The sequence below is a fragment of the Pseudomonas sp. NKUCC02_KPG genome (assembly GCF_019345465.1).
GTDB lineage: Bacteria > Pseudomonadota > Gammaproteobacteria > Pseudomonadales > Pseudomonadaceae > Aquipseudomonas.
On the sequence record NZ_JAHKRC010000008.1, the window covers coordinates 170,336 to 195,450 of the forward strand.

Sequence of the window (25,115 nt, forward strand, 5' to 3'; positions counted from 1 at the left end):
CGCGGCAGGCCTGACTCAGGGCTGCCGCGTTTTTTTTATCTCGCTCAGCTGCTTTGTGGCATTTCGCCATTGGCCAGACGCTGGTTGATGTCTGCAATGACGTGCGGCAGGTCACTGATGGTGTCGATCAGGTAGTGGGGGCGCGAGCCCGCGAACAGGGCGTGGATGCGGGAGCGCTCACTGTCCAGCGTGGCGGCATCCAGCGCCGTGTACTGCTCGTAGGTCAGGCCCAGGGCGTTTCCGGAACACACCAGTGCGACCGTCCACATGCCTGCACGGCGACCTTCAAGGATGCCCGGCACGGTGTCGTCGATTTTTACGCAGGCGCCCACATCATCAATGCCCAGCGCGATCACGTTGGCCAGTGCCTGAGCAGGCCAGGGGCGGCCATTTGGCACTTCGTCAGTGGCCACTACGTGATCGGCGACGTAGCCATTGGTGGCAGCCAGCTCAACGACTTTGGCCATTACTTGCGCCGGGTAGCCCGAGCATGAACCGATCTTGATCCCCTCATCACGCAGTTTGGCGATGGTTTCCAGTGCGCCGGGAATCAGCGCCGAGTGTTCGGCAATTTTTTCGATCTGCAGTGGCATGAAGCGTTGGTAGATCGCGGTCACGTCTTCGTCAGTTGGCGCGCGGCCAAATACTTTTTTGTAGCGCTCGGTGATCTGTGGCTGGTCGCACAGGGTACGAATATGATCCCACTTGCCCATGCCCATCGGGCCGCGTGCCTCTTCGATGGAGACCTGTACGTCGAACTCGGCAAAGGCTTCGACGAAAATTTGCGTAGGGGCGAATGAGCCAAAATCGACCACCGTGCCTGCCCAGTCGAGAATGGCGGCTTGCAGCTTGCTTGGGTTGGTGTAGTTCATGTCAGTCAATCCTGTAAGAGCGGGCAGGGCCGCACGAAGTAATTTGGGTTGTTCTAGCCTGTCCCACACCATCAAATGTCGAAGACTTCCATCTCATGTAGCACTTGGCCTATGGCATTCACAGCAGCCTGGATCTCGGCCTGATTGACGTGGCCTATGCAGCCCACACGGAAGGTTTCGACCTGGGTCAATTTGCCCGGGTACAAGATGAAACCCTTGGCTTTCACGCGTTCGTAGAACTCCTTGAACTGGTAGCGCGGATCTTTGGGCGCATGGAAGGTGACGATAACCGGAGCCTGAATGGCCTCGGGCAGGAAGCTGCGAATACCCAGGGCGGCCATGCCGTCGAGTAGCGACTGGCAGTTGTCGGCATAACGCTGGTGGCGTGCTGGTAAACCGCCTTCTTCGTTGTACTGCAGCAGGGCTTCGTGCAAGGCCGCGACCACGTGTGTGGGTGGAGTGAAGCGCCATTGGCCTGTTTTGGTCATATAGGCGTGCTGATCAAACAGGTCCATCGCCAGTGAGTGACTGTTGCCCGATGCGTTCTGCAGCGCCTCTTTGCGGGCGAAGACAAACCCCATGCCCGGCACCCCCTCCAGGCATTTGCCGGACGCTGCGATCAGCGCGTCGAAAGGGACTTGCTGTGCATCGATGGGCAGGGCGCCGAAAGAACTCATGGCGTCGATGATCAGACGTTTACCTTGTTGAGCAATGACCGCTGCAATTTCGGGCAGCGGATTAAGAATCCCGGTACTGGTTTCGCAGTGAATCAGGGCCACATGGGTGATGCTCGGGTCGGCACGCAGAAGGCGGTCTACGTCGGTAGCGGTGGTGGGCTGGTCTTCAGCCGTTTCAAAGGTGCTGAAACGACGCCCCAGCACTTCGCAGATCCTGGCCAGTCGCTTGCCGTAGGCACCGTTGATCAGTACGAGCACATTGCCATCTCGTGGCACAAGGGTACCGATGGCGGCCTCGACGGCGAAGGTGCCGCTGCCTTGCAGAGGCACACAGTGATGGCTGATCCCGCCGTTGATAATGGCCAGCAGTTGCTCGCAGAGGCTGGCAGTCAGCTGGTTGAAACTGTCATCCCAGGAACCCCAGTCGACCATCATCGCCCGGCGGGTTCGCGCCGACGTCGTCAGTGGGCCAGGGGTCAGCAGGATCGGCGCGGCAGTACTCATTCTGAAATTCTCGCAAGCATTGGATGGCTACTGGTTACAGGGCATAAATTGCAGTTTGAGTTGATATCAATCAAATTGTTTGTTGTTATGCCAGCCATCAGTGAGGATTATGCATGAATTTATTTCAGCTTCGTGCCTTTGACGCGGTGGCCCGAGAAGGCAGTTTTACCCGGGCTGCGGCCCGACTTTTTATCAGCCAGCCAGCCGTTACGGGGCACATCAAGGCGCTTGAGGAGCACTACCAGATCACCTTGCTGCGACGTACGGCCAGGCGTGTGGAGCTGACTGAAGAAGGCACCAGGCTGGCGGCCATCACGCGAGCCATGTTTGGTTTGGTGGATGAGGCACAGGTCATGCTGGAGGCCAATCGCCAACTGCTCACCGGGCGGCTTGAGGTAGCGGCCGACGGCCCGCATCTGGTGATGCCGATGCTGGCTGGCCTGCGGGCGCGTTATCCGGGAATAACCGTGAACTTGCGTTTGGGCAATGCCCAGGAAACCTTGGCGGCGTTGTTGTCGGAACATGTCGATGTAGCCGTGCTGACGGAAGTAGAACCGCGCAAAGGCCTGACCTTGCGTCCGTTGGATGAGTCGCGGATATGCGCCTTGGTGCCGGCCAATCACCCATGGCAGGCTTTGCCGGATGGCATCGCTATTTCACAATTGGACCAGGTGATCATGGTGTTGCGTGAACCGACGTCGATTACCCGTCGCACCTTTGACAGCGCCTGTGCTCAGGCCGGGGTCACCCCGCGGGTGTTGCTGGAGCTGGACAGTCGTGAAGCCGTTACCGAGGCCGTGGCAGCACAGCTCGGTGTGGGCATTGTGTCGTCGGTAGAAGTCAGCCATGACCCTCGAGTGTGTGCGGTGCCGATCAACGGTGCGGGGCTCGTCAACCTGCATATGCTGGGTTGCATGGAACGGCGCGCCGAGTTGCGGCTGATCAAGGCGTTTATGGAGCTGGGCAAGGCTTAAGCAGGCAGCGATTGGATTTTTTGGTCGATTGCCGACTTGCGGGCGTATAAACTTGCGCCCATTCGACGGCCGATATGCCGCGACACACCCGATTGAGAGAGTGAGTAATGGGCGCACAGTGGAAGGTTAAACATAAAGCGGACGCCGCCAACAGCCGTGGCAAGATTTTTGGCAAGTTGGCCAAGGAACTGACGGTTGCTGCGCGCAACGGCGCCGATCCGGACATGAACTCGCACTTGCGTCTGGTTTATGAACAGGCCAAGAAAGCCTCGATGCCAGCTGACACCATCAAGCGCGCGATCAATAAAGGTGCCGGTATCGGTACTGAAGCCGTGCAATACCATCGTGTCACCTATGAAGGTTTTGCACCTCACCAGGTACCGCTGATCATTGAGTGCCTGACGGACAACATCAACCGTACCGTGGCTGAAATCCGTGTTGCCTTCCGCAAGGGGCAGCTGGGTGCTTCGGGTTCGGTGGCGTGGGACTTCAACCACGTTGGCATGATCGAAGCCAAGCCTGATACCCCGGACGCAGATCCTGAAATGGCCGCAATCGAAGCGGGCGCTCAGGACTTCGAAGAAGGTGAAGAAGAAGGCACTACCTTGTTCATCACTGAACCGACTGACCTGGACACCGTACAAAAAGCACTGCCTGAGCAGGGCTTCACCGTGTTGTCGGCCAAGTTGGGCTACCAGCCGAAAAACCCGGTCAGTGGTCTGACTGACGAGCAAATGGCTGAAGTCCAGGAGTTCCTGGCCAAGCTGGAAGAGCAGGACGACGTGCAGGACATGTTTGTGGCGTTGGCCTGAGTCTGAAGCAACGCTCTTCTGTAGTCGCTGAGGAGCGTAGCGAGGCTGCGATGGGTTGAACCTCTTTCAGCCCTTATCGCAGCCTCGTTCCTCGTCAGCGGCTACAGGTTTTCATGCCAGTTCCTGACTGATTTGAACAAACCCCGGCCGTGCCAACACGTCAGGCTGGATGCAACGCTGTTGCAGGCCTTGCAGGTCACTGCGCTGCTGATCGCTCAGGCCCGAGTCGATACGCTCCAGCAATTCCCCCAATAAAATCCCGAATGCTCGCACTTCAATGCGTTGCAGCGCACGGCTGTGCGGACTGTCGTCAATGGCGTGGAAGCACGCGGCGCCAAAATCCCCCAGCAGGCATTCGCCTTGGGCATTGAACAGAATATTGTGCCCGTACAAATCGCCATGACAGATGCCCTGCGCGTGCAAATGGCCTGCCGCCGAGGCTATGCCGCGAGCGATGCGCAAGGCACTTTCGCCGGTAAACCGGGTGCTGTTGGCATACACGTCGCGGCTACAGGTATCAAAACTGGGCAGGGCCGCAAGGTTGATGAATGACGGGTCGATCAGCTCCATGACCAGACCGGCCTGGTTGTCAGGATGCCCCGCTACACGGCCCAATACCTTGATCAGGTTGGGGTGTTGCCCCGCAGCGATGCAGGCATTCATTTCATTGAGGGGCGAGCCGTCGCTGGTGATGCTGCCCTTGTACAGCTTGACGGCAACTGACTGGTCCGCCTGACCGAGGGCAGTCCACCGGGCTTGATAAATGATTCCTGAAGCGCCTTCGCCCAACTTGTGCTCAAGCTCAAGGTGCGACCAATCAATATCCGGCGTGTCGTCAGGCGGGCGATGAGCGCTGGCATCTTCACGCAACGGATTGCCAGCGTAGGCCAGCCAGCTCAGGCTCGGCAGTGCCAGCAGCCTGTCGGGCAGCTCGCTGAATTGGTTGGCAGCCAAGCGGATCAATTCCAGGCGCTCACAACTGGCCAGGCTGCTGGGCAGCTGCTGCAGGCGATTACCGGCCAGCATCAGCTTTTGCAGCAGGGGTCGCTGGCCCAGTTCTTCGGGTAATTGTTCGATGCAGTTGTCGGTCAGGATCAGCCAGCGCAGCAAAGGCGGCAGCGCGGTGCCGGGTACGCTTTCGATGCGGTTGGCCTTGAAGCCAATCATGCTCAACTGTGCGCACTGCCCCAGGCATGCTGGCAGCTCGGTGAACTGATTGTCCGAGCAAAACAGGATGCGCAAATGGCTCAGGCGATGCAGGTCGTCGGGCAAGCTGCTCAGGGCGTTACCGCTGAGGTTGAGAATTTCCAGGGAGTCGGCAAGCTGGAAAATTTCGTCCGGGAACTCGGTAAGTCCGCACGACAGATCAAGACGTTTGAGGCCCGCCAATTGGCCGGCGCGCAGTTTAGCGAGGGTATCCATAAGCAGGGTCGGTTACTCGTGGGTGGCGCAAAAAGTGTCGCGCATAATAACGACTATTCGACCTGTGGCCGAGTATTTGCACCCGTTGGCGTAAGCTAAAAGTTGTACTTAGCATAACTTTGCTTAATTTCTTACGTAGCTCGACGGGCGAGTTCGTCGGCCGAGGTTTTTCCCGGTAACGGGTTGGGCAATGGCAGTCAGATTTTCAACTACAACGCCAAAATCTACACCGACCAGACCACGCCGCCAGCGGGTACCTATACCGACAACGTGGTGCTGGATGTGGGCTTTTAACGCAGTTCCCTGACCATGGCCGACAGGGTGGTCAGCACGTCCTTGGCCAACTGCTTCGAGCGTTTTCCATCCCAGCCGGTTTGCGGGTTCGGCGCATCGTTGTTGTCCTTGAACGGCATTTCCAGCGTCAGCGACAGGCAGTCGAAGCGCTGGCCGACGCTGTTGCAGGCCAGGGTCATGTTGGCTTGGCCCGGCTCGTCGCGGGTGTAGCCATGGGCAGTCTGAAAGTCTTTGGTCAGGCCGCTGAGGTGGCTGCGAAAACGTTCTTCCAGGGTCGCCAGGCGAGGGGTGTAGCCAGGATTGCCTTCACAGCCCGCCGTGAACACATAGGGGATTTCTTCGTCGCCGTGGATATCCAGGAACAGATCGACACCGTAGTGGGTCATTTGCTCCAGGGCGAAGAACACTTCAGGGCTGACCTGGGGGCTGGTGTTTTGCCAGGCGCGGTTCAAGTCCTGGCCATTGGCATTGGTGCGCAAGTGCCCGTGAAACGCGCCGTCCGGGTTCATGTTCGGGATCAGGTACAGGTCGGCAAAGTCCAGCAGCTTGCGCATTTGGGGATCGCTGCCCTGTTCCAGGCGTTCGAAAATGCCTTCCATAAACCATTCGGCCATGTGTTCGCCCGGGTGCTGCTGGGCGATGATCCAGATCTTGCGTTTGTGGCTGGCGCCGTTCCCTTTGCGCAACAACTGGATATCCCGCCCCTCGGCACTTTTACCGGTGGCCAGCAACTGGCAGCCTGACCACTGCAGGGCGTTCTTGATCAACTGATCGTGGCGTTCGCGGCTGTAAGGTTCGAAGTAGGCGAACCAGGCCTGAGGCTGCTCGGCGGCAAGGTGAACGTTCAACGAGGTACCGTCGAAATCGCTCGGTACGCGGAACCAGTTTTCATGGTCGTACGAAGCTACTGCCTGATAACCATCCCACGCTTTGCTATAGGAAGACTGGCCGGCGTTGCTTAATTGGAAATGGTGCGTGTGTCCCGGTGTCAGGCCATCGGCCTTGAAGTGGAACCACTGAAAATGCGGGCTTTTGGTATCTGGTTTGATGGCCAGTTTTACCTGCAGCGGATTACTGGCATCCAGCACCTGGACATTGCCGCTGTCGAAGTCACTGCTGATATGAAGTGAAGAGGGCGCCACAGTCATCGTCAAAATCCCGAAATCTGATAGTTGTGGGCGTTACTGTACAGTGCAATGGCATTAGGCCAATACGGAATTTTGGACAATAAGATGGAGGGAAAAACGAAGGGGGGCGTCGTCCTTGACGCTGCGCAAGTGTAGGGTTTTTGCGAGTGATTCTCAAGTGCTAGATTGCCATTACGGCCATAGTCCAGGACTTCAGGCTTCCGTTTCCCGATGTTCTTTTGCTATCATCGTCGGCATCGTAGCGGTCACCGAAAAAAACCGGCCGCACACAAGACTTCATTAGCCTGAAGCACGCAGAGCCAGATAACTGGCCGCAAAAAAAAGACCCGGCTAGAAGCCGGGTCAAATAACCGTGATTAGCCTGATGAGGAGGTAATTCAAAAGACCGACCTAAGGTCCCTTGAATTATCGACTGATCTCGCGACCAGCTGCATGCAATAGTAATCATTATCATTTGCAAAGCAAGTTTTTTCCCACGCTTTTTGGAAATTAAATTTCCACTCCTAACCCCAAGGCTCTATTACGCGGCCTTTATCCCGATGCCAGCAGCAACTCCGTGGTGCGTTTGACTTCGCTCATGGCGATATTCGAGTGGGCTTCCTGAACGTGCGGCTTCTGCAACAAGTGATCGCGTAGAAAGCGTTCATAACTGTCGATGTCATGGGTCACCACCTTCAGCAGGTAGTCCATATCGCCCGCCATCGTGTAGCACTCGATCACTTCGGGGTAATCGGTGATCGCTTCTTCAAACTCGGTCAGATGGCGTCGCCCGTGGCCTGATAACCGCACATTGACGAACACCACCACATTGAGCCCGAGCTTTTTCGGATTGAGCAGGGCGACCTTGCGCTCGATGACGCCTTCTTCTTGCAATCGATGGATGCGGCGCCAACAGGGCGATTGCGACAACTCCACGTGCTCTGCCACTTCGGCGGCAGACAGGTCGGCATTGTGTTGCAGCAGGCGAAGAATCTTGCGGTCGATAGCGCTTAATTTAATCTGCATGAACTGATCTGTTTTCTTATTTTTTTTGAATGATGCATGCAGATTAGCAGAACAATTCCTACAAAATAGAAAGAAAATTCCTAGGTAAAACCTTCACTCTTTTGCTTCGCACCCTGCTTCGGGTCAGATACTGACTTATCGGTCTGACTCGCTTCTCGGGCTAAAAACAAGAGAGAGAACGCAATGCCGATTTTTACTCATCCCGAATTCGATCACCACGAACACGTCCAGTTTTGCCATGACAAAGCCACGGGTCTCAAAGCCATTATTGCGGTGCACAACACGCGTCTTGGCCCGGCTCTCGGGGGCTGCCGCATGTGGCCCTATGCCGATGAAGAGCAAGCCTTGAACGATGTGCTGCGCCTGTCCCGTGGCATGACTTACAAGTCGGCGCTGGCCGGTTTGCCGTTGGGCGGTGGCAAGGCGGTGATTATTGGCGATCCGCGCAAGGACAAGAGCGAAGCGCTGTTCCAGGCGATGGGTGGCTTTGTCGAGAGCCTGGGTGGGCGTTACATCACGGCTGCGGATTCCGGCACCGGCGTCACTGAAATGGCTCTCATGGGCCAGCGCACCCGTCATGTGGTGGGGGCTGGTACGCGTGAGCAACTGGGCGGCGGCACCCGCAGTGGTGATCCGTCTCCGGCAACGGCGCTTGGGGTGTTTATCGGTCTGCGCGAAGCGGTCTTGCAGCGCCTGGGTCGTAGTGACCTGGCGGGGCTGCGGGTGGCCATTCAGGGCCTTGGTCAGGTGGGTTTCAACCTCGCCAGACAATTGAAAGAGGCGGGCGCTGAGCTGTGGGTCCACGATATCCAGGAGGCCAACGTGCGTCGCGCAATCGACGAACTGGGGGCTCATCCAGTGAGTGCCCAAGACATCTACGGGCTTGACGTCGATGTATTTTCGCCTTGCGCGATGGGGGCAATCATCAACGATGACACCTTGCAGTTACTGCGTGCGCCAGTGATTGCAGGTGCTGCCAACAATCAGTTGGCCAAAACCTCCCATGCTGATGAACTGTGGCGACGGGGTTGCCTGCATGCACCGGATTACGCGATCAACGCGGGCGGCATTATTGACGTGTCCTACGAGTACAACGGTGGCACGCCCGAACAAGTTCGTCAGCACGTTGAAGGTATTGGAGAGACTTTGCGTCAGATCTTTCTAAGGGCCAAAGCTCAGGATAAAAACACCACGCGCATCGCCGATAGCCTTGCTCAAGAACGTCTTAACGCTTGATGAGAGGGGCGCGGGTGTCCTGATCGGCCACCGGCGCCTTTTCTGGCATCAATGGGCAGACAGCGGCTGTACATCAATGGCTCTGTCCACCAGTTGCTTGGATGACTCCATGAAGAACGCGAGGCTCAGCAGCAAGTCCCGTTGAGGGCCATGCAGATGCTCGGCCGCACCATGAGCGCTGGCAATTCCACATCGCAGATAATCTGATGCATGGAGCAAGGCTTCTTCCTGACTGACGTCACTGCTCACCTGGAACACTTTTTTTTCCATCGTGTGCTGGGAAACAGATGGTTTCAAATAATAGTCGAGCGCACGTTGTGTCGCGACGGTGTCCTTAAGGGAATCAAGCTCAGAATCGGACTCGTTTTTCTGCGGGCTTTTTGTAAGTGAAGTCATGATTTACCTGCGTTTCAGGAGTTAATCGAATCAGCCAGGCAAGATTAGTACAATGAGTATTAATTGATTAAAAATAAATAATACAATGTGTGTATTGTTGCGTCGAAATCAATCCGTATTGTTCGGCAGATGGATAAATGGATCGCTTTAGTCAGAACCAAATTGCGCGAGCTCAAACTCACGCAAGAGAAACTAGCCGAACGCGTCGGGGCTTCCCAGGGCGGAGTCGGCCATTGGCTCAATAAACGCCGTCAACCCGACTTGCCGACGATGAACAACGTGCTGCATGCCCTCGGGCTTGAGCACCTTGAAGTCGCTCTGGTGATTCGCGAGCGTAGCCACGCAGGCGACACGCCTGGCGCTGACGAATACACCTATGAGATCACCTCGGCATTCCGTTATCCGGTGAGAGACTGGATTACGGCAGGTCAGGTTAGCGAAAAGGTGCTGCCGGGCTATCCTGTCCCGCCCGGTACGATATTCGAGGTCAGTGATCATTACGCCAAAGGGGCTGCGTTTTGGTTACAGGTGACGGGGGATGCCATGACCGCACCGGTGGGGGTCAGCATCGCGCAAGGGATGATGATTCTGGTCGATCCGGATATTGAGGCCACGCCAGGCAAAATGGTGATTGCCCTTACCCCTGAGTCAGAGGCGACGACATTTCGGCAGTTGATCGAAGAGAGCGGTCAACGTTACCTGAAGCCACTTAACCCGACTTATCCTAAAACCCTGTTTGATCAAAACTGCCGGATTATCGGGGTAGTGGTTCAGGCGACAGTCAAGTTCTAGAGGCGCATTTCAAATGCCCCGGCAAAGGCGGATACCGATTGCGGTATCCGCCTTTTTTCATTCCAGTTCGACCAGTGCAGAGCCTTCACTGACCATCTCGCCTTCCTGGAAGAACAAGGCTTTCACTACGCCCCCATGGGGCGCCCGCAGGCTGTGTTCCATCTTCATGGCTTCAAGAACCACCAATTGAGCGCCTTCTTCAACAGTTTGTCCGACTTCAACCAGCACCCGCACAACGCTGCCATTCATGGGCGCTGTCAGGCCGCCCTGGGCGGTATGACTGGCATCCACGGCACTGATCGGATCGTGCAGGCGCACGCAGTGCAGCTCACCGTCCCAGCGCAAGTACAGCGCATCCGCCCGGCGAATGGCCAAGTGCTGGCGCCGTACCCCGTCCTGTTCGATGACGAGCTGTTCATTGCGCCAAATGGCTGAACTGCCACTCAGGTGGATGACCTGTTGCTCGCCATTGCAGGCCAATGCCAGCAAGGTTCGGGCAGGCAGGCCGCTACGAAAACCGTTGTTTGCCGACCAGGGTGACGCCGGATCATCGTCGCGCACGCGTGGGGCCTGACTTTGATCGAATGCTTCGGCGGCCGCAGACCAGAATGTTGCAGGCAGGGACTCCACGGCAGGCAGCAATTGTGCCTCGTAGCGCGGGATAAACCCGGTATCGAGTTCGGCTGCTGCGAAGACGGGATGACCAATGATACGGCGCAAAAAGCTCAGGTTGGTTTTCAGGCCGCCGATGGCAAATTCATCGAGCATCGCCAACAAACGCAAGCGAGCCTGCTCCCGGTCTTCTCCCCAGGCAATCAGCTTGCCCAGCATCGGATCGTAAAACGGTGAGATCTCGTCACCCTCACTGACGCCACTGTCCACGCGCCTGCCCGGACCTGCAGCGGACTCGCGATACACCTCAAGCCGTCCGGTTTGCGGGAGAAAATCATTGCCCGGGTCTTCAGCGTACAGGCGCACTTCGATGGCGTGGCCGTGTAATGGCACTTGTGCCTGGGTCATGGGCAAGGCTTCACCCCGTGCCACGCGGATTTGCCAGGCTACAAGATCCAGCCCGGTGATGGCTTCTGTGACCGGATGCTCAACCTGCAAGCGCGTGTTCATCTCCATAAAGAAGAACTCGCCTCGCGCATCCAGTAAAAACTCTACGGTCCCTGCACCTACATAACCGATGGCCTGAGCCGCCCGCACGGCAGACTCGCCCATGGCCTGACGTTGTTCAACGCTCAGGCCGGGTGCTGGCGCTTCCTCCACGACCTTCTGGTGGCGACGCTGGATCGAGCAGTCACGTTCATTGAGGTACAGGCAGTTACCGTGTTGGTCGGCAAAAATCTGGATTTCCACATGACGTGGTTTGAGCACGTACTTTTCAACCAGCATCCGCCCATCGCCAAACGATGACAGGGCTTCACGCTGGGCCGAAGCCAGTGCCTCAGCCAGCTGACTGACCTCTTCGACGACTTTCATGCCTTTGCCACCACCGCCCGCCGTGGCTTTGAGCAGCACCGGATAACCGATGCGCTCGGCGGCCAGGCGAAAGGTCTCCAGGTCCTGGTCTTCGCCGTGATAGCCCGGCACCAAAGGTACACCCGCCACTTCCATCAAGGCCTTGGCCGCGGACTTGCTGCCCATTGCATCAATGGCGCTGGCGGGCGGTCCGAGAAAAATCAGCCCTGCGGCTTCGATGGCGCGGGCAAAGCCTGCGTTCTCCGACAGAAAACCGTAGCCGGGATGAATGGCCTGAGCACCGCTGGCCTTCGCTGCTGCGATGATCTTATCGATTTTCAGGTAGCTGTCGGCGGCCTTGCTGCCTCCCAGGTCCACACAGATATCAGCTTCACGGCAATGCCGTGCATCGCGGTCGGTCGAGCTGTGAACGGCGACGGTTGTGAGACCCAGGGCTTTGGCGGTACGCATGACCCGACAGGCAATTTCGCCACGGTTGGCGACGAGCACAGAGGTTAGACCGGCAGTCATGGGCGCGACTCCTGGGTCGATGGATCGGCTTGCCAGCTGGGAGCGCGTTTTTGCAGAAAGGCACGCAAGCCTTCCTGACCTTCAGGGCTGACACGAATCCTTGCAATGGCGTTTTCGCAATAGCGGCGAATGGCCAGAGTCGGTGCACCATGACTGACTTCCCGCAGCAGGTCTTTGCACGAACGCATCGCGTGCGGACTGTTGAGCAGCAGGTTTTCGGTCCAGTGGTCGATTTGCTGCTCAAGCTCGGCGATGGGGTAGCATTCTGACAGCAAGCCCAGCTCGCGGGCACGTTGGCCGCTGAAGCGCTCAGCGGTCAGGGCGTAGCGCCGCGCCGCACGCTCACCGATGGCTTGCACCACGAAGGGACTGATCACGGCAGGTGCCAGGCCGATGCGCACTTCAGACAGGCAGAACTGCGCGTCATCCGCGCCGATGGCCATGTCGCAGGCACTGATCAGGCCCAGCGCACCGCCGTAGGCTGCACCTTGCACAACGGCCAGGGTTGGCATTTTCAGCTTGGCCAGGTTGTACATCAATTCAGCCAGATGGCGGGCGTCGTCGAGATTGGTGTGGTAGTCGAGTTCGGCCGATTGCTGCATCCAGGCCAGATCGGCACCGGCGCTGAAATGTTTCCCGCGCCCGCGCAGCACCAAAAAGCGCAGGGCAGGATCAGACTGCACAGCGTCCAGAGCAAGAATCAGCTCGCGGATCATCTCGGCGTTGAAAGCGTTGTTCTTCTGCTCGCGGCTCAACCACAGGGTGGCGAAACCCCGGGGATCGGTGTGCAGTTCGAGGGTGTTGAAATCAATCATGTCCGTCAGTCCTTAATGGCTGTGGGAGTTACATCCGGAACACGCCAAAGCGCGTGGCGTCGATCGGGGCATTGAGTGCCGCCGACAGGCCCAGGGCCAATACGTCGCGGGTTTGCGCCGGGTCGATCACGCCGTCATCCCACAAGCGCGCGCTGGAGTAGTAGGGGTGGCCCTGGTGTTCGTACTGATCGAGAATCGGCTGCTTGATCTCGGCTTCTTCCCGTGCCGAGAACGCCTCGCCATTGCGTTCAGCCTGTTCACGCTTGACCTGCACCAGCACCCCGGCCGCCTGTTCGGCACCCATCACGCCAATTCGGGCGTTTGGCCACATCCACAGAAAGCGGGGATCGTAGGCGCGGCCGCACATCCCGTAGTTACCGGCACCAAAGCTGCCGCCGATGATGACGGTGAACTTCGGTACTTTGGCGCACGCCACGGCCGTCACCAATTTGGCCCCGTGCTTGGCAATGCCACCGGCTTCGTACTTTTGACCGACCATAAACCCCGTGATGTTCTGCAGAAATACCAGGGGAATACCGCGCTGGCACGCCAACTCGATAAAGTGCGCGCCTTTTTGTGCGGCCTCTGCAAACAGAATCCCGTTATTGGCCAGAATCGCTACCGGGTAGCCGTGTAAATGGGCAAAGCCGCACACCAGCGTGGTGCCGAACAAGGCCTTGAACTCATCGAACACTGAGCCGTCCACCAGCCGGGCAATGACTTCACGCACATCAAAAGGCTGCTTGGCATCAGCCGGGACGATGCCGTACAGCTCTTCGCGGCCATACAACGGTGCCAGCGGCGTACGCAGTTGCAACTGGCCCAGCTTGCGCCAGTTAAGATTGGCAACGCTGCGCCGGGCCAGTGCCAGCGCGTGTTCGTCATTGTCAGCGTAGTGGTCGGCCACCCCTGAAATCTTGCAGTGCACATCGGCGCCGCCCAAGTCCTCGGCGCTGACGACTTCACCCGTGGCAGCCTTGACCAGTGGCGGGCCAGCCAGAAAAATCGTGGCCTGCTGGCGAACCATGATGGCTTCGTCGGCCATGGCGGGCACATAGGCGCCGCCAGCGGTGCATGACCCCATGACCACGGCAATTTGCGGAATGCCCGCGGCACTCATGTTCGCCTGATTGAAGAAGATGCGCCCAAAGTGCTCGCGATCAGGGAACACTTCATCCTGGCGTGGCAGGTTGGCGCCACCGGAATCCACCAGGTAGATGCACGGCAGGCGGTTCTGTTCGGCGATGGTTTGCGCCCGCAGGTGTTTTTTGACCGTCAGCGGGTAGTACGAGCCGCCTTTGACGGTGGCATCGTTGGCCACAATCATGCATTCCACGCCTTCGACCCGGCCAATGCCGGCGATTATTCCGGCAGCTGGAACGTCTTCGCCGTACACGTTGTATGCCGCCAACTGACTCAGCTCAAGGAAGGGCGAACCGCTGTCCAGCAGGCGATCAATGCGCTCGCGAGGCAGCAACTTGCCCCGTGAAGTGTGACGCTCCTGGGCCTTGGCCCCGCCACCCTGTTGCACCTGCTCAAGCAGGGCATGCAGGGCATCAACCTGTTTGAGCATGGCATCACGGTTGAGGCTGAACTCGGCCGAGCGCGGGTTGATCGTCGTATGCAAGATGGACATGCCTACGCTCCTTAGCGAGTTTCGTTGAAGAGTTCACGCCCGATCAGCATGCGGCGGATTTCGCTGGTGCCGGCGCCGATCTCATACAGCTTGGCGTCACGCAGCAGGCGGCCGGCCGGGAATTCGTTGATGTAACCGTTACCGCCCAGAATCTGGATCGCATCGAGGGCCATTTGTGTGGCGCGTTCGGCGCTGTACAGAATCACCCCGGCGGCGTCCTTGCGCGTAGTTTCACCCCGTTCGCATGCGGCTGCGACGGCATACAGGTAGGCGCGGCTGGCATTGAGCTGGGTGTACATGTCGGCAACCTTGCCCTGGATCAGTTGAAACTCGCCGATGCTCTGGCCGAACTGTTTACGGTCGTGGATGTACGGCACGATCAGATCCATGCACGCCTGCATGATCCCGGTGGGGCCGCCCGAGAGCACCACGCGCTCGTAGTCCAGACCGCTCATCAATACCTTGACCCCGGCATTGAGCGTACCCAGCAGGTTTTCTTCCGGCACTTCAACGTCGTCGAAAAAAAGTTCGCTGGTGTTGGAACCGCGCATGCCGAGCTTGTCGAAATGGCTGCTTCGGCTGAAGCCTTTCCAGTCACGCTCGACGATAAATGCACTGATGCCGTGTGCGCCTTTTTCCAGATCGGTCTTGGCATAGATCACGTAGGTACTGGCATCCGGACCATTGGTGATCCAGGTTTTGCTACCGTTCAGCACAAAGTGGTCGCCGCGCTTGTCGGCGCGCAGTTTCATCGATACCACGTCGGAACCGGCGTTCGGTTCGCTCATGGCCAGTGCACCGACGTGCTCGCCGCTGATCAGTTTGGGCAGGTACTTGAGTTTTTGTTCGTGGGTGCCGTTGCGGTTGATTTGATTGACGCACAGATTGGAGTGGGCGCCGTAGGAGAGGGCGACCGAGGCCGAACCGCGGCTGATTTCTTCCATCGCCACCACGTGGGCCAGATAGCTCAGGCCGGTGCCGCCGTACTCTTCAGGGACTGTGATGCCGAGCAAGCCCATGTCACCGAACTTGCGCCACATGTCTACCGGGAACAGGTTGTCCTTGTCGATTTGCGCCGCCCGTGGCGCCAGTTCGGCGGCGACGAAGTTCTGCACCTGATCGCGCAGCATGTCGATGGTTTCGCCCAGGGCGAAGTTCAAAGTCGGGTAGCTCATGTGGCACCTTGATCGTTGTTCTTATGGAGGCGTTTACTGCGTCGCCATTGATAGCCTTGACGTTAACGTAAACTTGGGGCTTAACGCTGTCAATGACCTTTACGTTAACGTCAACTTAGGCCAGAGTAATTGCAATTCTTCAAATGAGCGGGCGCGCACGTGCGCCTTGCTCATGCTCCCAGAACAATCACAAGAGGAGTTGTCATGAAGCAGCAATCCGTCCCCAGTTACAGCCAGGGTGCGCTGGACAAGTCACTGCTGGCGATGACCATAGGTCAGGCCTTCGATCAGACAGCTGCGCTTTATCCCGAGGGAGAAGCGCTGGTAGTGCGCCATCAACAGCAGCGCTACAACTGGGCGCAATTGGCCCGGGCAGTTGATCTGCATGCCAGGGCGTTACTGGCTTTGGGTTTGAAGGTGGGGGACCGGCTGGGCGTGTGGGCTCCCAATGGCGCCGAATGGTTTATCAGCCAGTTTGCCAGCGCCAAGATCGGCGTGATTCTGGTCAATATCAACCCTGCGTATCGGCTCTCGGAGCTGGAGTACGTACTCAAGCAATCGGCGTGTCAGTGGCTGGTGTGCGCGGGTGCGTTCAAGACATCCAATTATCACGCAATGCTCCAGGAACTGATCCCGGAGCTGGCCGGGCAATCGGTCGGGTCACTGGAATGTGCGTGCTTTGCCGATCTGCGCGGGGTCATCAGCCTCGCGCCTGAGCCGCCTGCAGGGTTTTTGCCGTGGTCGCGACTTGCCGAATTGGGGGGTGAGGTTACGGCTGATCAACTCCATGCCCGCCAAGACAGCCTGCACTTCGATCAGCCGGTCAACATCCAGTACACCTCAGGTACGACAGGGTTTCCCAAGGGCGCGACCCTTAGTCATCACAATATTCTCAACAACGGCTATATGGTTGGCGAAAGCCTGGGTTTGACGGCCAATGACCGGCTGGTAATCCCGGTACCGCAGTACCACTGCTTTGGCATGGTCATGGGCAACCTGGGGTGTGTGACTCACGGGACGACAATGATCTATCCCGGTGAAGCCTTTGACCCGGGCCTGACTCTGCAAGCGGTGACAGATGAGCGGGCCACTGCGCTGTACGGCGTACCGACCATGTTTATCGCGATGTTGGATCATCCGCAACGTGCCGGGTCCGATCTGTCGAGCCTGCGCACGGGGATCATGGCGGGCGCCACGTGCCCGATCGAGGTGATGCGTCGCGTCATCAGCGAAATGCATATGGGAGAAATACAAATTGCCTATGGCATGACTGAAACCAGCCCGGTCTCGATTCAGACAGGTCCGGCAGACGAGCTTGAATTACGTGTTACCACTGTGGGGCGTACCCAGCCGCAACTGGAGAGCAAGCTGATCGACGCCGAGGGAAACACCGTTGAACGCGGTGAGATTGGCGAATTGTGTACTCGTGGTTACAGCGTGATGCTGGGTTACTGGAACAACCCGCAGGCGACCCGTGATGCCATCGACAGCGAGGGCTGGATGCACACCGGTGATCTGGCGCAGATGGATGAGCAGGGGTACGTGCGCATTGTGGGGCGCAACAAGGACATGATCATTCGTGGTGGCGAGAACATTTACCCGCGGGAGCTGGAGGAGTTCTTTTTTACCCATCCGGCAGTGGCGGATGTGCAGGTGGTGGGTATTCCGGACGCCAGGTATGGCGAGGAAATCGTGGCCTGGATCAAGTTTCACCCTGGCCACACGGCCAATGAGCTTGAGCTGCAAACCTGGTGCAAGTCCCGTATTGCCCACTTTAAAACGCCGCGTTACTTCAAATTTGTTGATGCATTCCCGATGACCGTGACCGGCAAGATCCAGAAGTTCAAAATGCGCGAGATCAGCATTCTGGAATGCGTGCCCCAAAACTGAAACCCAGTGGGAGCGGGCGTGCATCGCGAGCAAGCCCGCGCCACAGAAACAGGCAAAATCTCGAATCCCGGACAACACAAAGGGGAGCCTGGGCTCCCCTTTAATATGTCGTGCATGCTCTTTTTTTATTATTGAAGGGCGGTTTATTGTTGTTTTTGGAACTCACCCTTTACTGCGTTTTTTTGCGATCCCCATCCGGGATCAAGAGCAAACGTATTTTTTTGAGCGCTGATCCACTTTCATCACGGGCTATCAAACCTGTGATCCAACCTGTGCGGGTGCTACCTGAAGGTAGTTTTATTATTCTCTGCCCGGTTGCGAGGTGGTTTTTAGGCGCCTCGGAAAAGTAAACCTTCTCCAAAAAAATCTGTTAGCTGCGTCTCTGCCGTGTTGTTTTTGTTATGTCAGAGTCGTTTCGTATTGTTTTTATTATGTTGCTGCGGTTTTTATTCTTGTTATGCCATAGAGATAGCAGGAGCCGTGCCAACTTTTAAAAATCCTTATAAATCAAAGGCTTGTATTTCTTTGCAATAAAAAACCGGCCAGTGGGATGGCCGCTTTGTTTCCGTGTTACTCGTTTGTGGGGAGGTGAGGTAACACCATGGAACACTTTTTAGCCCTGGCGGGCCTTTGCTACCCGTGACCCGGTAACACGTCCCAGCACGTTGCAGATGTGCTCGCCTGCTAGGAGCAGCTTGTCCATGTCGACTCCGGTTTCGATGCCCATGCCATTGAGCATGTACAGCACATCTTCCGTGGCCACGTTACCGCTGGCGCCCTTGGCGTAAGGGCAACCGCCGAGCCCGGCGATGGAACTGTCGAACACGGCAATGCCTTCTTGCAGGCTGGCGTAGATATTCACCAGCGCCTGACCGTAGGTGTCGTGAAAATGTCCGGCGAGTTTTTCCCGTGGTACGTAAGCCGTTACAGCTTCAAACAGGGTGCGCGTGGCCGTTGGTGTTCCGGTGCCGATGGTGTCGCCCAGCGACACCTCGTAGCAGCCCATGGCGTACAACTCGTTGGCCACCTGTGCCACCTGTTGCGCGCTGACCTGACCTTCATAGGGGCACCCGAGCACGCAGGATACATAGCCGCGCACGCTGATGCCGTGCTGTCGGGCGGCCTCGATAATGGGGATAAAGCGCGCCAGGCTTTCGCTGATCGAGCAATTGATGTTGCGCTGCGAGAACGCCTCGGAAGCGGCTGCAAATACCGCCACTTCTTTTACGCCTGCCGCCACGGCATCTTCAAACCCGCGCATGTTGGGCGCCAGTGCTCCGTAGACCACGCCCGCCTTGCGGCGGATTTGCGCAAAGACTTCGGCCGATCCGGCCATTTGCGGCACCCACTTGGGCGACACAAAGCTGCCGACTTCGATATAGCCCAACCCGGCATCAGTCAGGGCGTCAACCAGTTGCACCTTGTCAGCGACGCTGATGGGCAGGGCTTCATTTTGCAAACCGTCGCGCGGGCCAACTTCGATCAGGCGCACATGGGTTGGAAGTGTCATGGGGGTCACCTTCTGCGAGTAGTTACCCTTCAGTGGGAGCGGGCCTGTTCGCGATGGCATCGATGCAGTCCGCATGATGTACCGCGTCGCCCGCTTCCACTGAAGGTATCAGCGTCTAATGGGGTATCTGGCTTTGCAGCGTCTGTTCCAGCGCCTGGAGACACCGCTCTTCAGCGGTATCGAGTTCCAGTTGCATCTGCTGGATATCCAGTAACTGTTGTTCAAGCTGCTCGCGGCGTTCGGCAATCTTGGCCAGCATGCTGTTGAGTTGCTTTTGGTTGCCGCTGGTGGGGTCGTAAAGCTCAATCAGCTCGCGGCATTCGGCCAGGGAAAAACCAATGCGCTTGCCGCGCAGGATCAATTTCAGGCTGACTTTGTCCCGAGCGCTGTACACCCGCTCCTGGCCGCGTCGTTCAGGGGCGAGCAGCCCTTGTTCTTCATAAAAACGAATGGCACGGGTGGTGATGTCGAGCTCGCGGGCAAGGTCGGAAATACTGTACGTCTGGCTGCTCATGGGCGGGCTCTGGAAAATTCGTATTCTTAAACTAATGGCTGGTTGACGTTTACGTCAAGCAAGCTGGCAGCGCAGGATTTCTTTTCCAGGGTTGCCTGCTGCTGGCACAGTTCGATCAGTTGCTCGCGCATCCAGCGATTTGCCGGGTCTTGTTCGGTGCTTTCGTGCCAGTACAAATGGGTTTCCACGTTGGGGAGTTCATTGAGTGGCAAGGGCACAAAGTGCAAGGCATGGCGGCGGGCAAAGCGTTCGGGCACGGTCATCACCATGTCGGTCTGTTGCAGCACATTGGAAGCCATCAGGTAATGCTGGGAGCGCAAGGTGACTTTGCGTTGCAGGCCCATTTTGCCCAGCGCCAGGTCCACCTCACCCAGGCCATTGCGACGGGTCGAGATATGAATATGGGACATGGCCAGATAGTCATCCAGGGACAGGGTGGTCTGACTGGCTAACGGATGGCCTTGACGCATGGCGCACACGTACCGGTCTTCCATCAACTTGACGTGGCGCACCTGGGGATCGGTATTGAGCGGTGCATCCACCGCAAAATCCAGACGTCCGGCAGCAAGATCGCTAGTGGTCTCTCGTCGATGGGACAGAAAACTCTCGATCACCACCGAGGGTGCTTGACGCCGCAGACGCTGAAACAGTGGCGGCAAAATGACCGCCTCGGTCAGGTCCGTCATGCTGATGCGGTAGGTCTTGTTGGCTTGCAGGGGGTTGAAGGTGCGGCTTTCTTGCACTGACACGCGCAAAAGCGCCAAGGCACTGCGCACCGGGCTGATGATGTTCTGCGCCATCGGCGTTGGCACCATGCCTTGGGCCGTGCGTACGAACAGCGGGTCGTTGAAACTCTCGCGCAATCGCGCCAGCGCGTTGGACACGGCAGGCTGAGTGATACCGATGATTTGCCCGGCGCGGGTCAGGTTGGCTTCGGTGTAGATGGCGTCGAAGACGACAAACAGATTGAGATCAACCTTGTTCAGATTCATGGCGCTTGGCTCTTATTGTCAGGGGCGGTGACACGGGCGAATCATATATTGCTTATGAATGGTAATACACGCAGTTAATAGGTGGCGCAAATAAAGGGTGGCTGCTCTAGCATCGGGCATCACTTTTCGACATTCCCGGTAGAAGGTAGCCACCTATGGATTTCGCTTATTCCCCGAAAGTTCAGGCACTGCGCGAGCGTGTGACAGCGTTTATGGACGCCCATGTCTACCCGGCGGAGGCGATTTTCGAGCAGCAGGTGGCTGCAGGCGACCGCTGGCAGCCGACCGCGATCATGGAAGAGTTGAAACTCAAGGCCCGTGCCGAAGGCCTGTGGAATCTGTTTCTGCCCGAGTCCGAGCGGGGCGCCGGTTTGACCAACCTGGAATACGCCCCCTTGGCTGAAATCATGGGCCGCTCGATGCTGGGTTCCGAACCGTTCAATTGCTCGGCGCCTGATACCGGCAACATGGAAGTGCTGGTGCGCTATGCCAGTGATGCACAAAAAAAACAGTGGCTGGACCCGTTGCTACGTGGCGAAATTCGCTCGGCGTTCGCCATGACCGAGCCGGACGTGGCGTCATCGGATGCAACCAACATGGCAGCCCGCGCTGTGCGCGAGGGTGACGAGTGGGTGATCAATGGCCGCAAATGGTGGACTTCCGGCGCCTGTGACCCACGCTGCAAAATCATGATCTTCATGGGCTTGAGCAATCCTGAGAACCCGCGTCATCAGCAGCACTCGATGATCCTGGTGCCCGTTGACACACCCGGAGTGAACATCGTGCGGCCACTGCCGGTGTTCGGTTACGACGATGCACCCCACGGGCACGCTGAAGTGTTGTTTGAAAACGTGCGAGTGCCCTGCGAAAACGTCTTGCTGGGTGAGGGCCGGGGGTTTGAAATTGCTCAGGGTCGTCTCGGCCCCGGACGTATTCATCACTGCATGCGCTCCATCGGCATGGCCGAGCGGGCATTGGAGTTGATGTGCAAACGCGCCCTGAAGCGCACGGCGTTTGGCAAACCGCTGGCACGCCTGGGGGCCAATATCGATAAAATCGCCGACTCGCGCATGGAAATCGATATGGCGCGGCTGTTGACGCTCAAGGCCGCCTACATGATGGACACCGTGGGCAACAAGGTGGCGAAAAGCGAAATCGCCCAGATCAAGGTTATCGCCCCGAATGTTGCCTTGAACGTCATCGACCGGGCGATTCAGATTCATGGCGGGGCCGGGGTGTCGGGAGATTTCCCCCTGGCCTACATGTACGCCATGCAGCGCACGTTACGCCTGGCCGATGGCCCGGATGAGGTACACCGTGCGGCGGTGGGCAAATTTGAGCTGGACAAGTGGTAATCAGGTTTCTGCCGGAGGGAGTCTGGTCAATATACCCACACCTCAACCCGACGATTCTTGATGCGGCCCTCATCTTCGGTGTTGGCCGCCACGGGCATTTGCTGACCGTAACCATGAATTTCGCGCAGTATCACGCCGCTTTTAACCAGCTCGCGGCGCACGGCCATTGCCCGCAATTTTGACAGCAGTTGTGCCCGCTCGGGATCGTCCTTGGCATCGCCAAAACCCACCAGCGTCACCTGATTGATCATCTTCTCGTGGGTCTTCAAGTAGTCGATGACTCGCAGCAAGTCCTGGCGCGCCTTGTTGTCCAGTGATGCACTGCCTTCTTCAAAGCGAAAGTTGACCGTCAGGCGCTGGGCCTGCCTGGTCAGCGTCCGGTACTGCGCGGGCATATGGGCACCGGGCAGAACACGTGCGGCCTGCACGCTTTGGGCGACGAAGCCGTTCTGCGCGACGATGGCCTGACCCTGCGGGCTTTGGGTGAACGTCACCAGCGCCCTGGCCCAAGGGTTGCTGGAGGAGGGCGGCAAGTAAAAGAACAGTCGTCGCGACAAGGGGTAGTCCTCGCTGGCGATCAGGCTGGAGAGCGGCAACATGGGCTGGGATGCACCGTCGACGATGGCGACGGCTTTGGCTTGGCGGATATAAGGCAGGCCGATGAAACCGATGGCCTGGGGGTCGTGGCTCACGGCATCCGATAGCTGCTCGCTGGATTCGAAGCGCTGCGCGGTGCGGCTCAGGGCGAGCCTGTTGCGGTTCAGTACCAACTCTTTAAACGTGTCCCAGGTGCCGGACTGTTCATCCCGGGCATACAGGTGGATCGTGCCGCCGACACCGCCCACTTGTTCCCAGCGGTTGATCTGGCCGCTGAAAACCTGTGCCAGTTGTTCGGTATTGAGCTGATTCAGCGGGTTGCGCGGGTGAAGAATAATCGCCAGGCCGTCGATGGCGATGACTTGCTCGGCGTCCGGGCTTTTCAAGTCCCCGAGGCGTTCGAGGTCGACCAGTTCACGGTCCTTGATGGGCCGAGATGAGGCCACCAGATCCGCTTGGCCGGCTGCAAGGGCAGTGAAGCCGGTGCCAGAACCGTGAGCTGCGACATCCACACGAATCTGCTGACCCTGGGCGTTGGTGCCGACAATGCTGTGCTCGTTGGGAGGCATGACCGGGACGCTGTGGATGTCGTGCAGACCTTGCTCGGCCAGCATGGCTGCCACCAGTGATGGCCCGAGGTTGGCACCGATAGTGTTGGAGCCCTGGATCCGCAAGTCTGCAGCGATGGCCAGGGTGGCCATCGTGCATAACAGGGTCAACGACATAAAGCGCAGCATTGAGGGGCACCTTCCTGGAGCCATAGAAATGTCTGCAATTTAAGTCAGGAACGTTTCAAGCCGATGACACAAAGTTCCGGGATTGTGGGTCAGCTCAATTCCAGCCAGATCGGCGCATGGTCTGACGGTTTTTCCATGCCGCGCAGGTCGTAGTCGACGCCTGCTGCCTTGATTCGTGGCACCAGCCCCTGGGAGGCAAGGATCACGTCAATGCGCAGGCCACGCTTGGGCTCGTCTTCAAAGCCGCGGCTGCGGTAGTCAAACCAGCTGAAACGGTCGGCCACATCCGGATGCAGGTAGCGGAAGCTGTCTACCAATCCCCAACCCTTGAGGCGCTCCAGCCATTCGCGCTCTTCCGGCAAAAAGCTGCACTTGCCGGTTTTCAGCCAGCGCTTGGCGTTGTCCGGGCCAATGCCGATATCACAGTCTTGTGGCGAAATATTGATGTCGCCCATCACCACCAACGGTTGTTCGTTGCTGAACCGGCTTTCGAGCAACTGCTGCAGGTCGCTGTAGAAACGCTGTTTGGCCGGGAACTTGGTAGGGTGATCGCGGCTTTCGCCCTGTGGGAAGTAACCATTCATGATGGTGACGGGTTGGCCGTTTTCGTCAGCGAAAGTGCCCCAGATAAAACGCCGCTGTGCGTCTTCTTCATCGCTGGCAAAGCCTTTGTGCAATTCCAGGGGCGCCTGACGCGAGAGCAGGGCCACGCCGTAATGGCCTTTTTGGCCATGGTAGTGAACGTGGTAGCCCAGCGCTTCGATGTCGGCGAGGGGGAACTGGTCGTCATGGACTTTGGTTTCTTGCAGGCCGATCACGTCAGGCTGATGTTTCTCGATCAGCGCTGCCAGCTGATGCGGCCGAGCGCGCAGGCCATTGATGTTGAATGAAACGATTTTCATGGGCGGGCAGTCCTGAGCAAAACTGCGATGCTAGCTGCCAGCGTGCAGTAGGGCAAATGCACTGCTAACGTAGGATGCACTTGGCCATGATTGAACTGTTGTGGCCCTCGGGGGTTCGTACCCATTGGAAGCGCCGCTATTGAGGCCGCGCCGGGGAGGTTGATCGCATGACGCAAACGTCGAACGCCACCAGTCAGATTCAGTTGCTCGACAGTGGTTATTCAAGAGAAGCGCGTTCCTTGCTGTATCAGGCTTATCGCCATGAGCCGACGTTTCGCTTTCTGTTCAACGCCGAGCGCAGTGGTTACGAGCAGCGGGTTCGGGCTACGGTGCGGGAGTTGGTCAAACAGCATTTTCTGCAGGATTTGCCAGCGCTGGGGTTGCTGGTGGACGACCGTCTGTTGGGCATTGCTCTGATTGCCCCACCGCAACGGCGCCTGGGTATCACTGAAAGCTGGGCGTGGCAGTTGCGTATGGTGCTCAGTACCGGCTTGAACTGTACGAGGCGCTATCTGGCCTATCACGAGGCGGTGCAGGCCTGCGTTCCGGGGGATGCGGTGCATATGCTGCCGTTGGTGGGGATTCACCCCGAGTTCCAGGGTAAGCACTACGGTGAACAGTTGCTTGAAGCGGTGCATAACTGGTGCGCCGAGGATGAGCATTCCGAAGGCGTGGTACTCGACACCGGCAACCCGCATTACCTGGAGTTCTACAAACGCCAGGGCTATGTGGAAATCGGTGAAGTTGCCATTGGGCCCGTTGTAGAACATGTGTTCTTCCATGCCAATCCGCAGGTGTCGCATACAGCAACGGCCTGAAGACGAAATTTTTGCCCGTTGGCGCGCTCTATGAGCCCCCCAGCCCG

The 25,115-nt window shown here is 57.9% G+C and carries 22 protein-coding genes; 7 read left to right on the top strand and 15 right to left on the bottom strand.

Going from position 1 to position 25,115, the window contains the following annotated elements; all coding sequences use genetic code 11:
- Window positions 1-44: 44 nt before the first annotated feature.
- Window positions 45-872, bottom strand: coding sequence for a phosphonoacetaldehyde hydrolase (gene phnX / locus KO536_RS13340; protein ID WP_219262086.1), 828 nt, complete (start codon window positions 870-872; stop codon window positions 45-47).
- A 71-nt stretch (window positions 873-943) separates the two neighbouring features.
- Complete coding sequence (locus tag KO536_RS13345; protein ID WP_219262087.1) at window positions 944-2,053, bottom strand: 2-aminoethylphosphonate--pyruvate transaminase; 1,110 nt, start codon at window positions 2,051-2,053, stop codon at window positions 944-946.
- Window positions 2,054-2,166: 113 nt separating this feature from the next.
- On the opposite strand from KO536_RS13345, the gene KO536_RS13350 reads away from it, so the two are divergent.
- Window positions 2,167-3,027 carry a LysR substrate-binding domain-containing protein gene (locus tag KO536_RS13350; RefSeq protein WP_133077936.1) on the top strand — a complete coding sequence of 287 codons (861 nt, stop codon included), beginning with the start codon at window positions 2,167-2,169 and terminating at the stop codon, window positions 3,025-3,027.
- Window positions 3,028-3,134: 107 nt separating this feature from the next.
- Complete coding sequence (locus KO536_RS13355; protein ID WP_219262088.1) at window positions 3,135-3,839, top strand: YebC/PmpR family DNA-binding transcriptional regulator; 705 nt, start codon at window positions 3,135-3,137, stop codon at window positions 3,837-3,839.
- 111 nt (window positions 3,840-3,950) lie between these two features.
- Here the strand turns inward: KO536_RS13355 and KO536_RS13360 are convergent, their stop codons facing one another.
- The 3 genes from KO536_RS13360 to KO536_RS13375 all read right to left on the bottom strand — a co-directional run bounded on the left by KO536_RS13360 (window position 3,951) and on the right by KO536_RS13375 (window position 7,708).
- Window positions 3,951-5,261 carry a leucine-rich repeat-containing protein kinase family protein gene (locus KO536_RS13360; protein ID WP_219262089.1) on the bottom strand — a complete coding sequence of 437 codons (1,311 nt, stop codon included), beginning with the start codon at window positions 5,259-5,261 and terminating at the stop codon, window positions 3,951-3,953.
- 290 nt (window positions 5,262-5,551) lie between these two features.
- Window positions 5,552-6,703: a M14-type cytosolic carboxypeptidase gene (locus KO536_RS13370; protein WP_219262090.1), complete on the bottom strand. Its 1,152-nt coding sequence runs from the start codon at window positions 6,701-6,703 to the stop codon at window positions 5,552-5,554.
- 531 nt (window positions 6,704-7,234) lie between these two features.
- Window positions 7,235-7,708, bottom strand: a complete 474-nt coding sequence (locus KO536_RS13375) for an Lrp/AsnC family transcriptional regulator (protein ID WP_133077932.1) — start codon at window positions 7,706-7,708, stop codon at window positions 7,235-7,237.
- Window positions 7,709-7,891: 183 nt separating this feature from the next.
- On the opposite strand from KO536_RS13375, the gene KO536_RS13380 reads away from it, so the two are divergent.
- Window positions 7,892-8,944: a Glu/Leu/Phe/Val dehydrogenase dimerization domain-containing protein gene (locus KO536_RS13380; RefSeq protein WP_133077931.1), complete on the top strand. Its 1,053-nt coding sequence runs from the start codon at window positions 7,892-7,894 to the stop codon at window positions 8,942-8,944.
- Window positions 8,945-8,992: 48 nt separating this feature from the next.
- Here the strand turns inward: KO536_RS13380 and KO536_RS13385 are convergent, their stop codons facing one another.
- On the bottom strand, window positions 8,993-9,340 hold the full coding sequence (locus KO536_RS13385) for a DUF6124 family protein (RefSeq protein ID WP_133077930.1): 348 nt from the start codon (window positions 9,338-9,340) through the stop codon (window positions 8,993-8,995).
- Between the two features lie 129 nt (window positions 9,341-9,469).
- Between KO536_RS13385 and KO536_RS13390 the strand changes: the two genes are divergently transcribed.
- Entirely contained in the window at window positions 9,470-10,132 is a 663-nt protein-coding gene (locus KO536_RS13390; RefSeq protein WP_133077929.1) for a LexA family transcriptional regulator, read from the top strand.
- Between the two features lie 57 nt (window positions 10,133-10,189).
- On the opposite strand, the gene KO536_RS13395 is transcribed toward KO536_RS13390, so the two are convergent.
- The 4 genes from KO536_RS13395 to KO536_RS13410 are packed head-to-tail and all read right to left on the bottom strand — an operon-like array spanning window position 10,190 to window position 15,753.
- A complete protein-coding gene (locus KO536_RS13395; RefSeq protein WP_133077928.1) occupies window positions 10,190-12,127 on the bottom strand; it encodes an acetyl/propionyl/methylcrotonyl-CoA carboxylase subunit alpha in 1,938 nt (645 codons plus the stop codon).
- The gene (locus tag KO536_RS13400; protein ID WP_133077927.1) at window positions 12,124-12,942 is read right to left on the bottom strand and encodes a gamma-carboxygeranoyl-CoA hydratase; all 819 of its coding nucleotides are present in this window, start codon (window positions 12,940-12,942) and stop codon (window positions 12,124-12,126) included. Before KO536_RS13400 ends, KO536_RS13395 begins: the two co-directional genes overlap by 4 nt.
- A gap of 28 nt (window positions 12,943-12,970) precedes the next feature.
- Complete coding sequence (locus KO536_RS13405) at window positions 12,971-14,578, bottom strand: carboxyl transferase domain-containing protein (RefSeq protein ID WP_133077926.1); 1,608 nt, start codon at window positions 14,576-14,578, stop codon at window positions 12,971-12,973.
- A gap of 11 nt (window positions 14,579-14,589) precedes the next feature.
- A complete protein-coding gene (locus KO536_RS13410; protein WP_133077925.1) occupies window positions 14,590-15,753 on the bottom strand; it encodes an isovaleryl-CoA dehydrogenase in 1,164 nt (387 codons plus the stop codon).
- Window positions 15,754-15,957: 204 nt separating this feature from the next.
- On the opposite strand from KO536_RS13410, the gene KO536_RS13415 reads away from it, so the two are divergent.
- The gene (locus KO536_RS13415) at window positions 15,958-17,643 is read left to right on the top strand and encodes an AMP-binding protein (protein ID WP_219262091.1); all 1,686 of its coding nucleotides are present in this window, start codon (window positions 15,958-15,960) and stop codon (window positions 17,641-17,643) included.
- 613 nt (window positions 17,644-18,256) lie between these two features.
- On the opposite strand, the gene KO536_RS13420 is transcribed toward KO536_RS13415, so the two are convergent.
- From KO536_RS13420 to KO536_RS13430, 3 genes are all read right to left on the bottom strand, one after another.
- Window positions 18,257-19,153 (bottom strand): hydroxymethylglutaryl-CoA lyase, encoded by an 897-nt coding sequence (locus tag KO536_RS13420; RefSeq protein ID WP_219262092.1) that lies wholly within the window; start codon window positions 19,151-19,153, stop codon window positions 18,257-18,259.
- Window positions 19,154-19,268: 115 nt separating this feature from the next.
- Window positions 19,269-19,667, bottom strand: a complete 399-nt coding sequence (locus KO536_RS13425; protein ID WP_133077922.1) for a MerR family DNA-binding transcriptional regulator — start codon at window positions 19,665-19,667, stop codon at window positions 19,269-19,271.
- A gap of 26 nt (window positions 19,668-19,693) precedes the next feature.
- Window positions 19,694-20,659 (bottom strand): LysR family transcriptional regulator, encoded by a 966-nt coding sequence (locus KO536_RS13430; protein WP_133077921.1) that lies wholly within the window; start codon window positions 20,657-20,659, stop codon window positions 19,694-19,696.
- A gap of 155 nt (window positions 20,660-20,814) precedes the next feature.
- Here KO536_RS13430 and KO536_RS13435 point away from each other — a divergent pair, with 155 nt between their 5' ends.
- The gene (locus tag KO536_RS13435; protein ID WP_133077920.1) at window positions 20,815-22,014 is read left to right on the top strand and encodes an acyl-CoA dehydrogenase; all 1,200 of its coding nucleotides are present in this window, start codon (window positions 20,815-20,817) and stop codon (window positions 22,012-22,014) included.
- Window positions 22,015-22,040: 26 nt separating this feature from the next.
- Here KO536_RS13435 and KO536_RS13440 read toward each other — a convergent pair whose 3' ends face one another.
- Together KO536_RS13440 and xthA are read right to left on the bottom strand one after the other, a co-directional pair.
- A complete protein-coding gene (locus tag KO536_RS13440) occupies window positions 22,041-23,348 on the bottom strand; it encodes a substrate-binding domain-containing protein (RefSeq protein WP_219262093.1) in 1,308 nt (435 codons plus the stop codon).
- 89 nt (window positions 23,349-23,437) lie between these two features.
- Window positions 23,438-24,250 carry an exodeoxyribonuclease III gene (gene xthA, locus KO536_RS13445; protein WP_219262094.1) on the bottom strand — a complete coding sequence of 271 codons (813 nt, stop codon included), beginning with the start codon at window positions 24,248-24,250 and terminating at the stop codon, window positions 23,438-23,440.
- Between the two features lie 167 nt (window positions 24,251-24,417).
- Between xthA and KO536_RS13450 the strand changes: the two genes are divergently transcribed.
- Window positions 24,418-25,068: a GNAT family N-acetyltransferase gene (locus KO536_RS13450; RefSeq protein WP_133077917.1), complete on the top strand. Its 651-nt coding sequence runs from the start codon at window positions 24,418-24,420 to the stop codon at window positions 25,066-25,068.
- The last annotated feature ends 47 nt before the right edge of the window (window positions 25,069-25,115 follow it).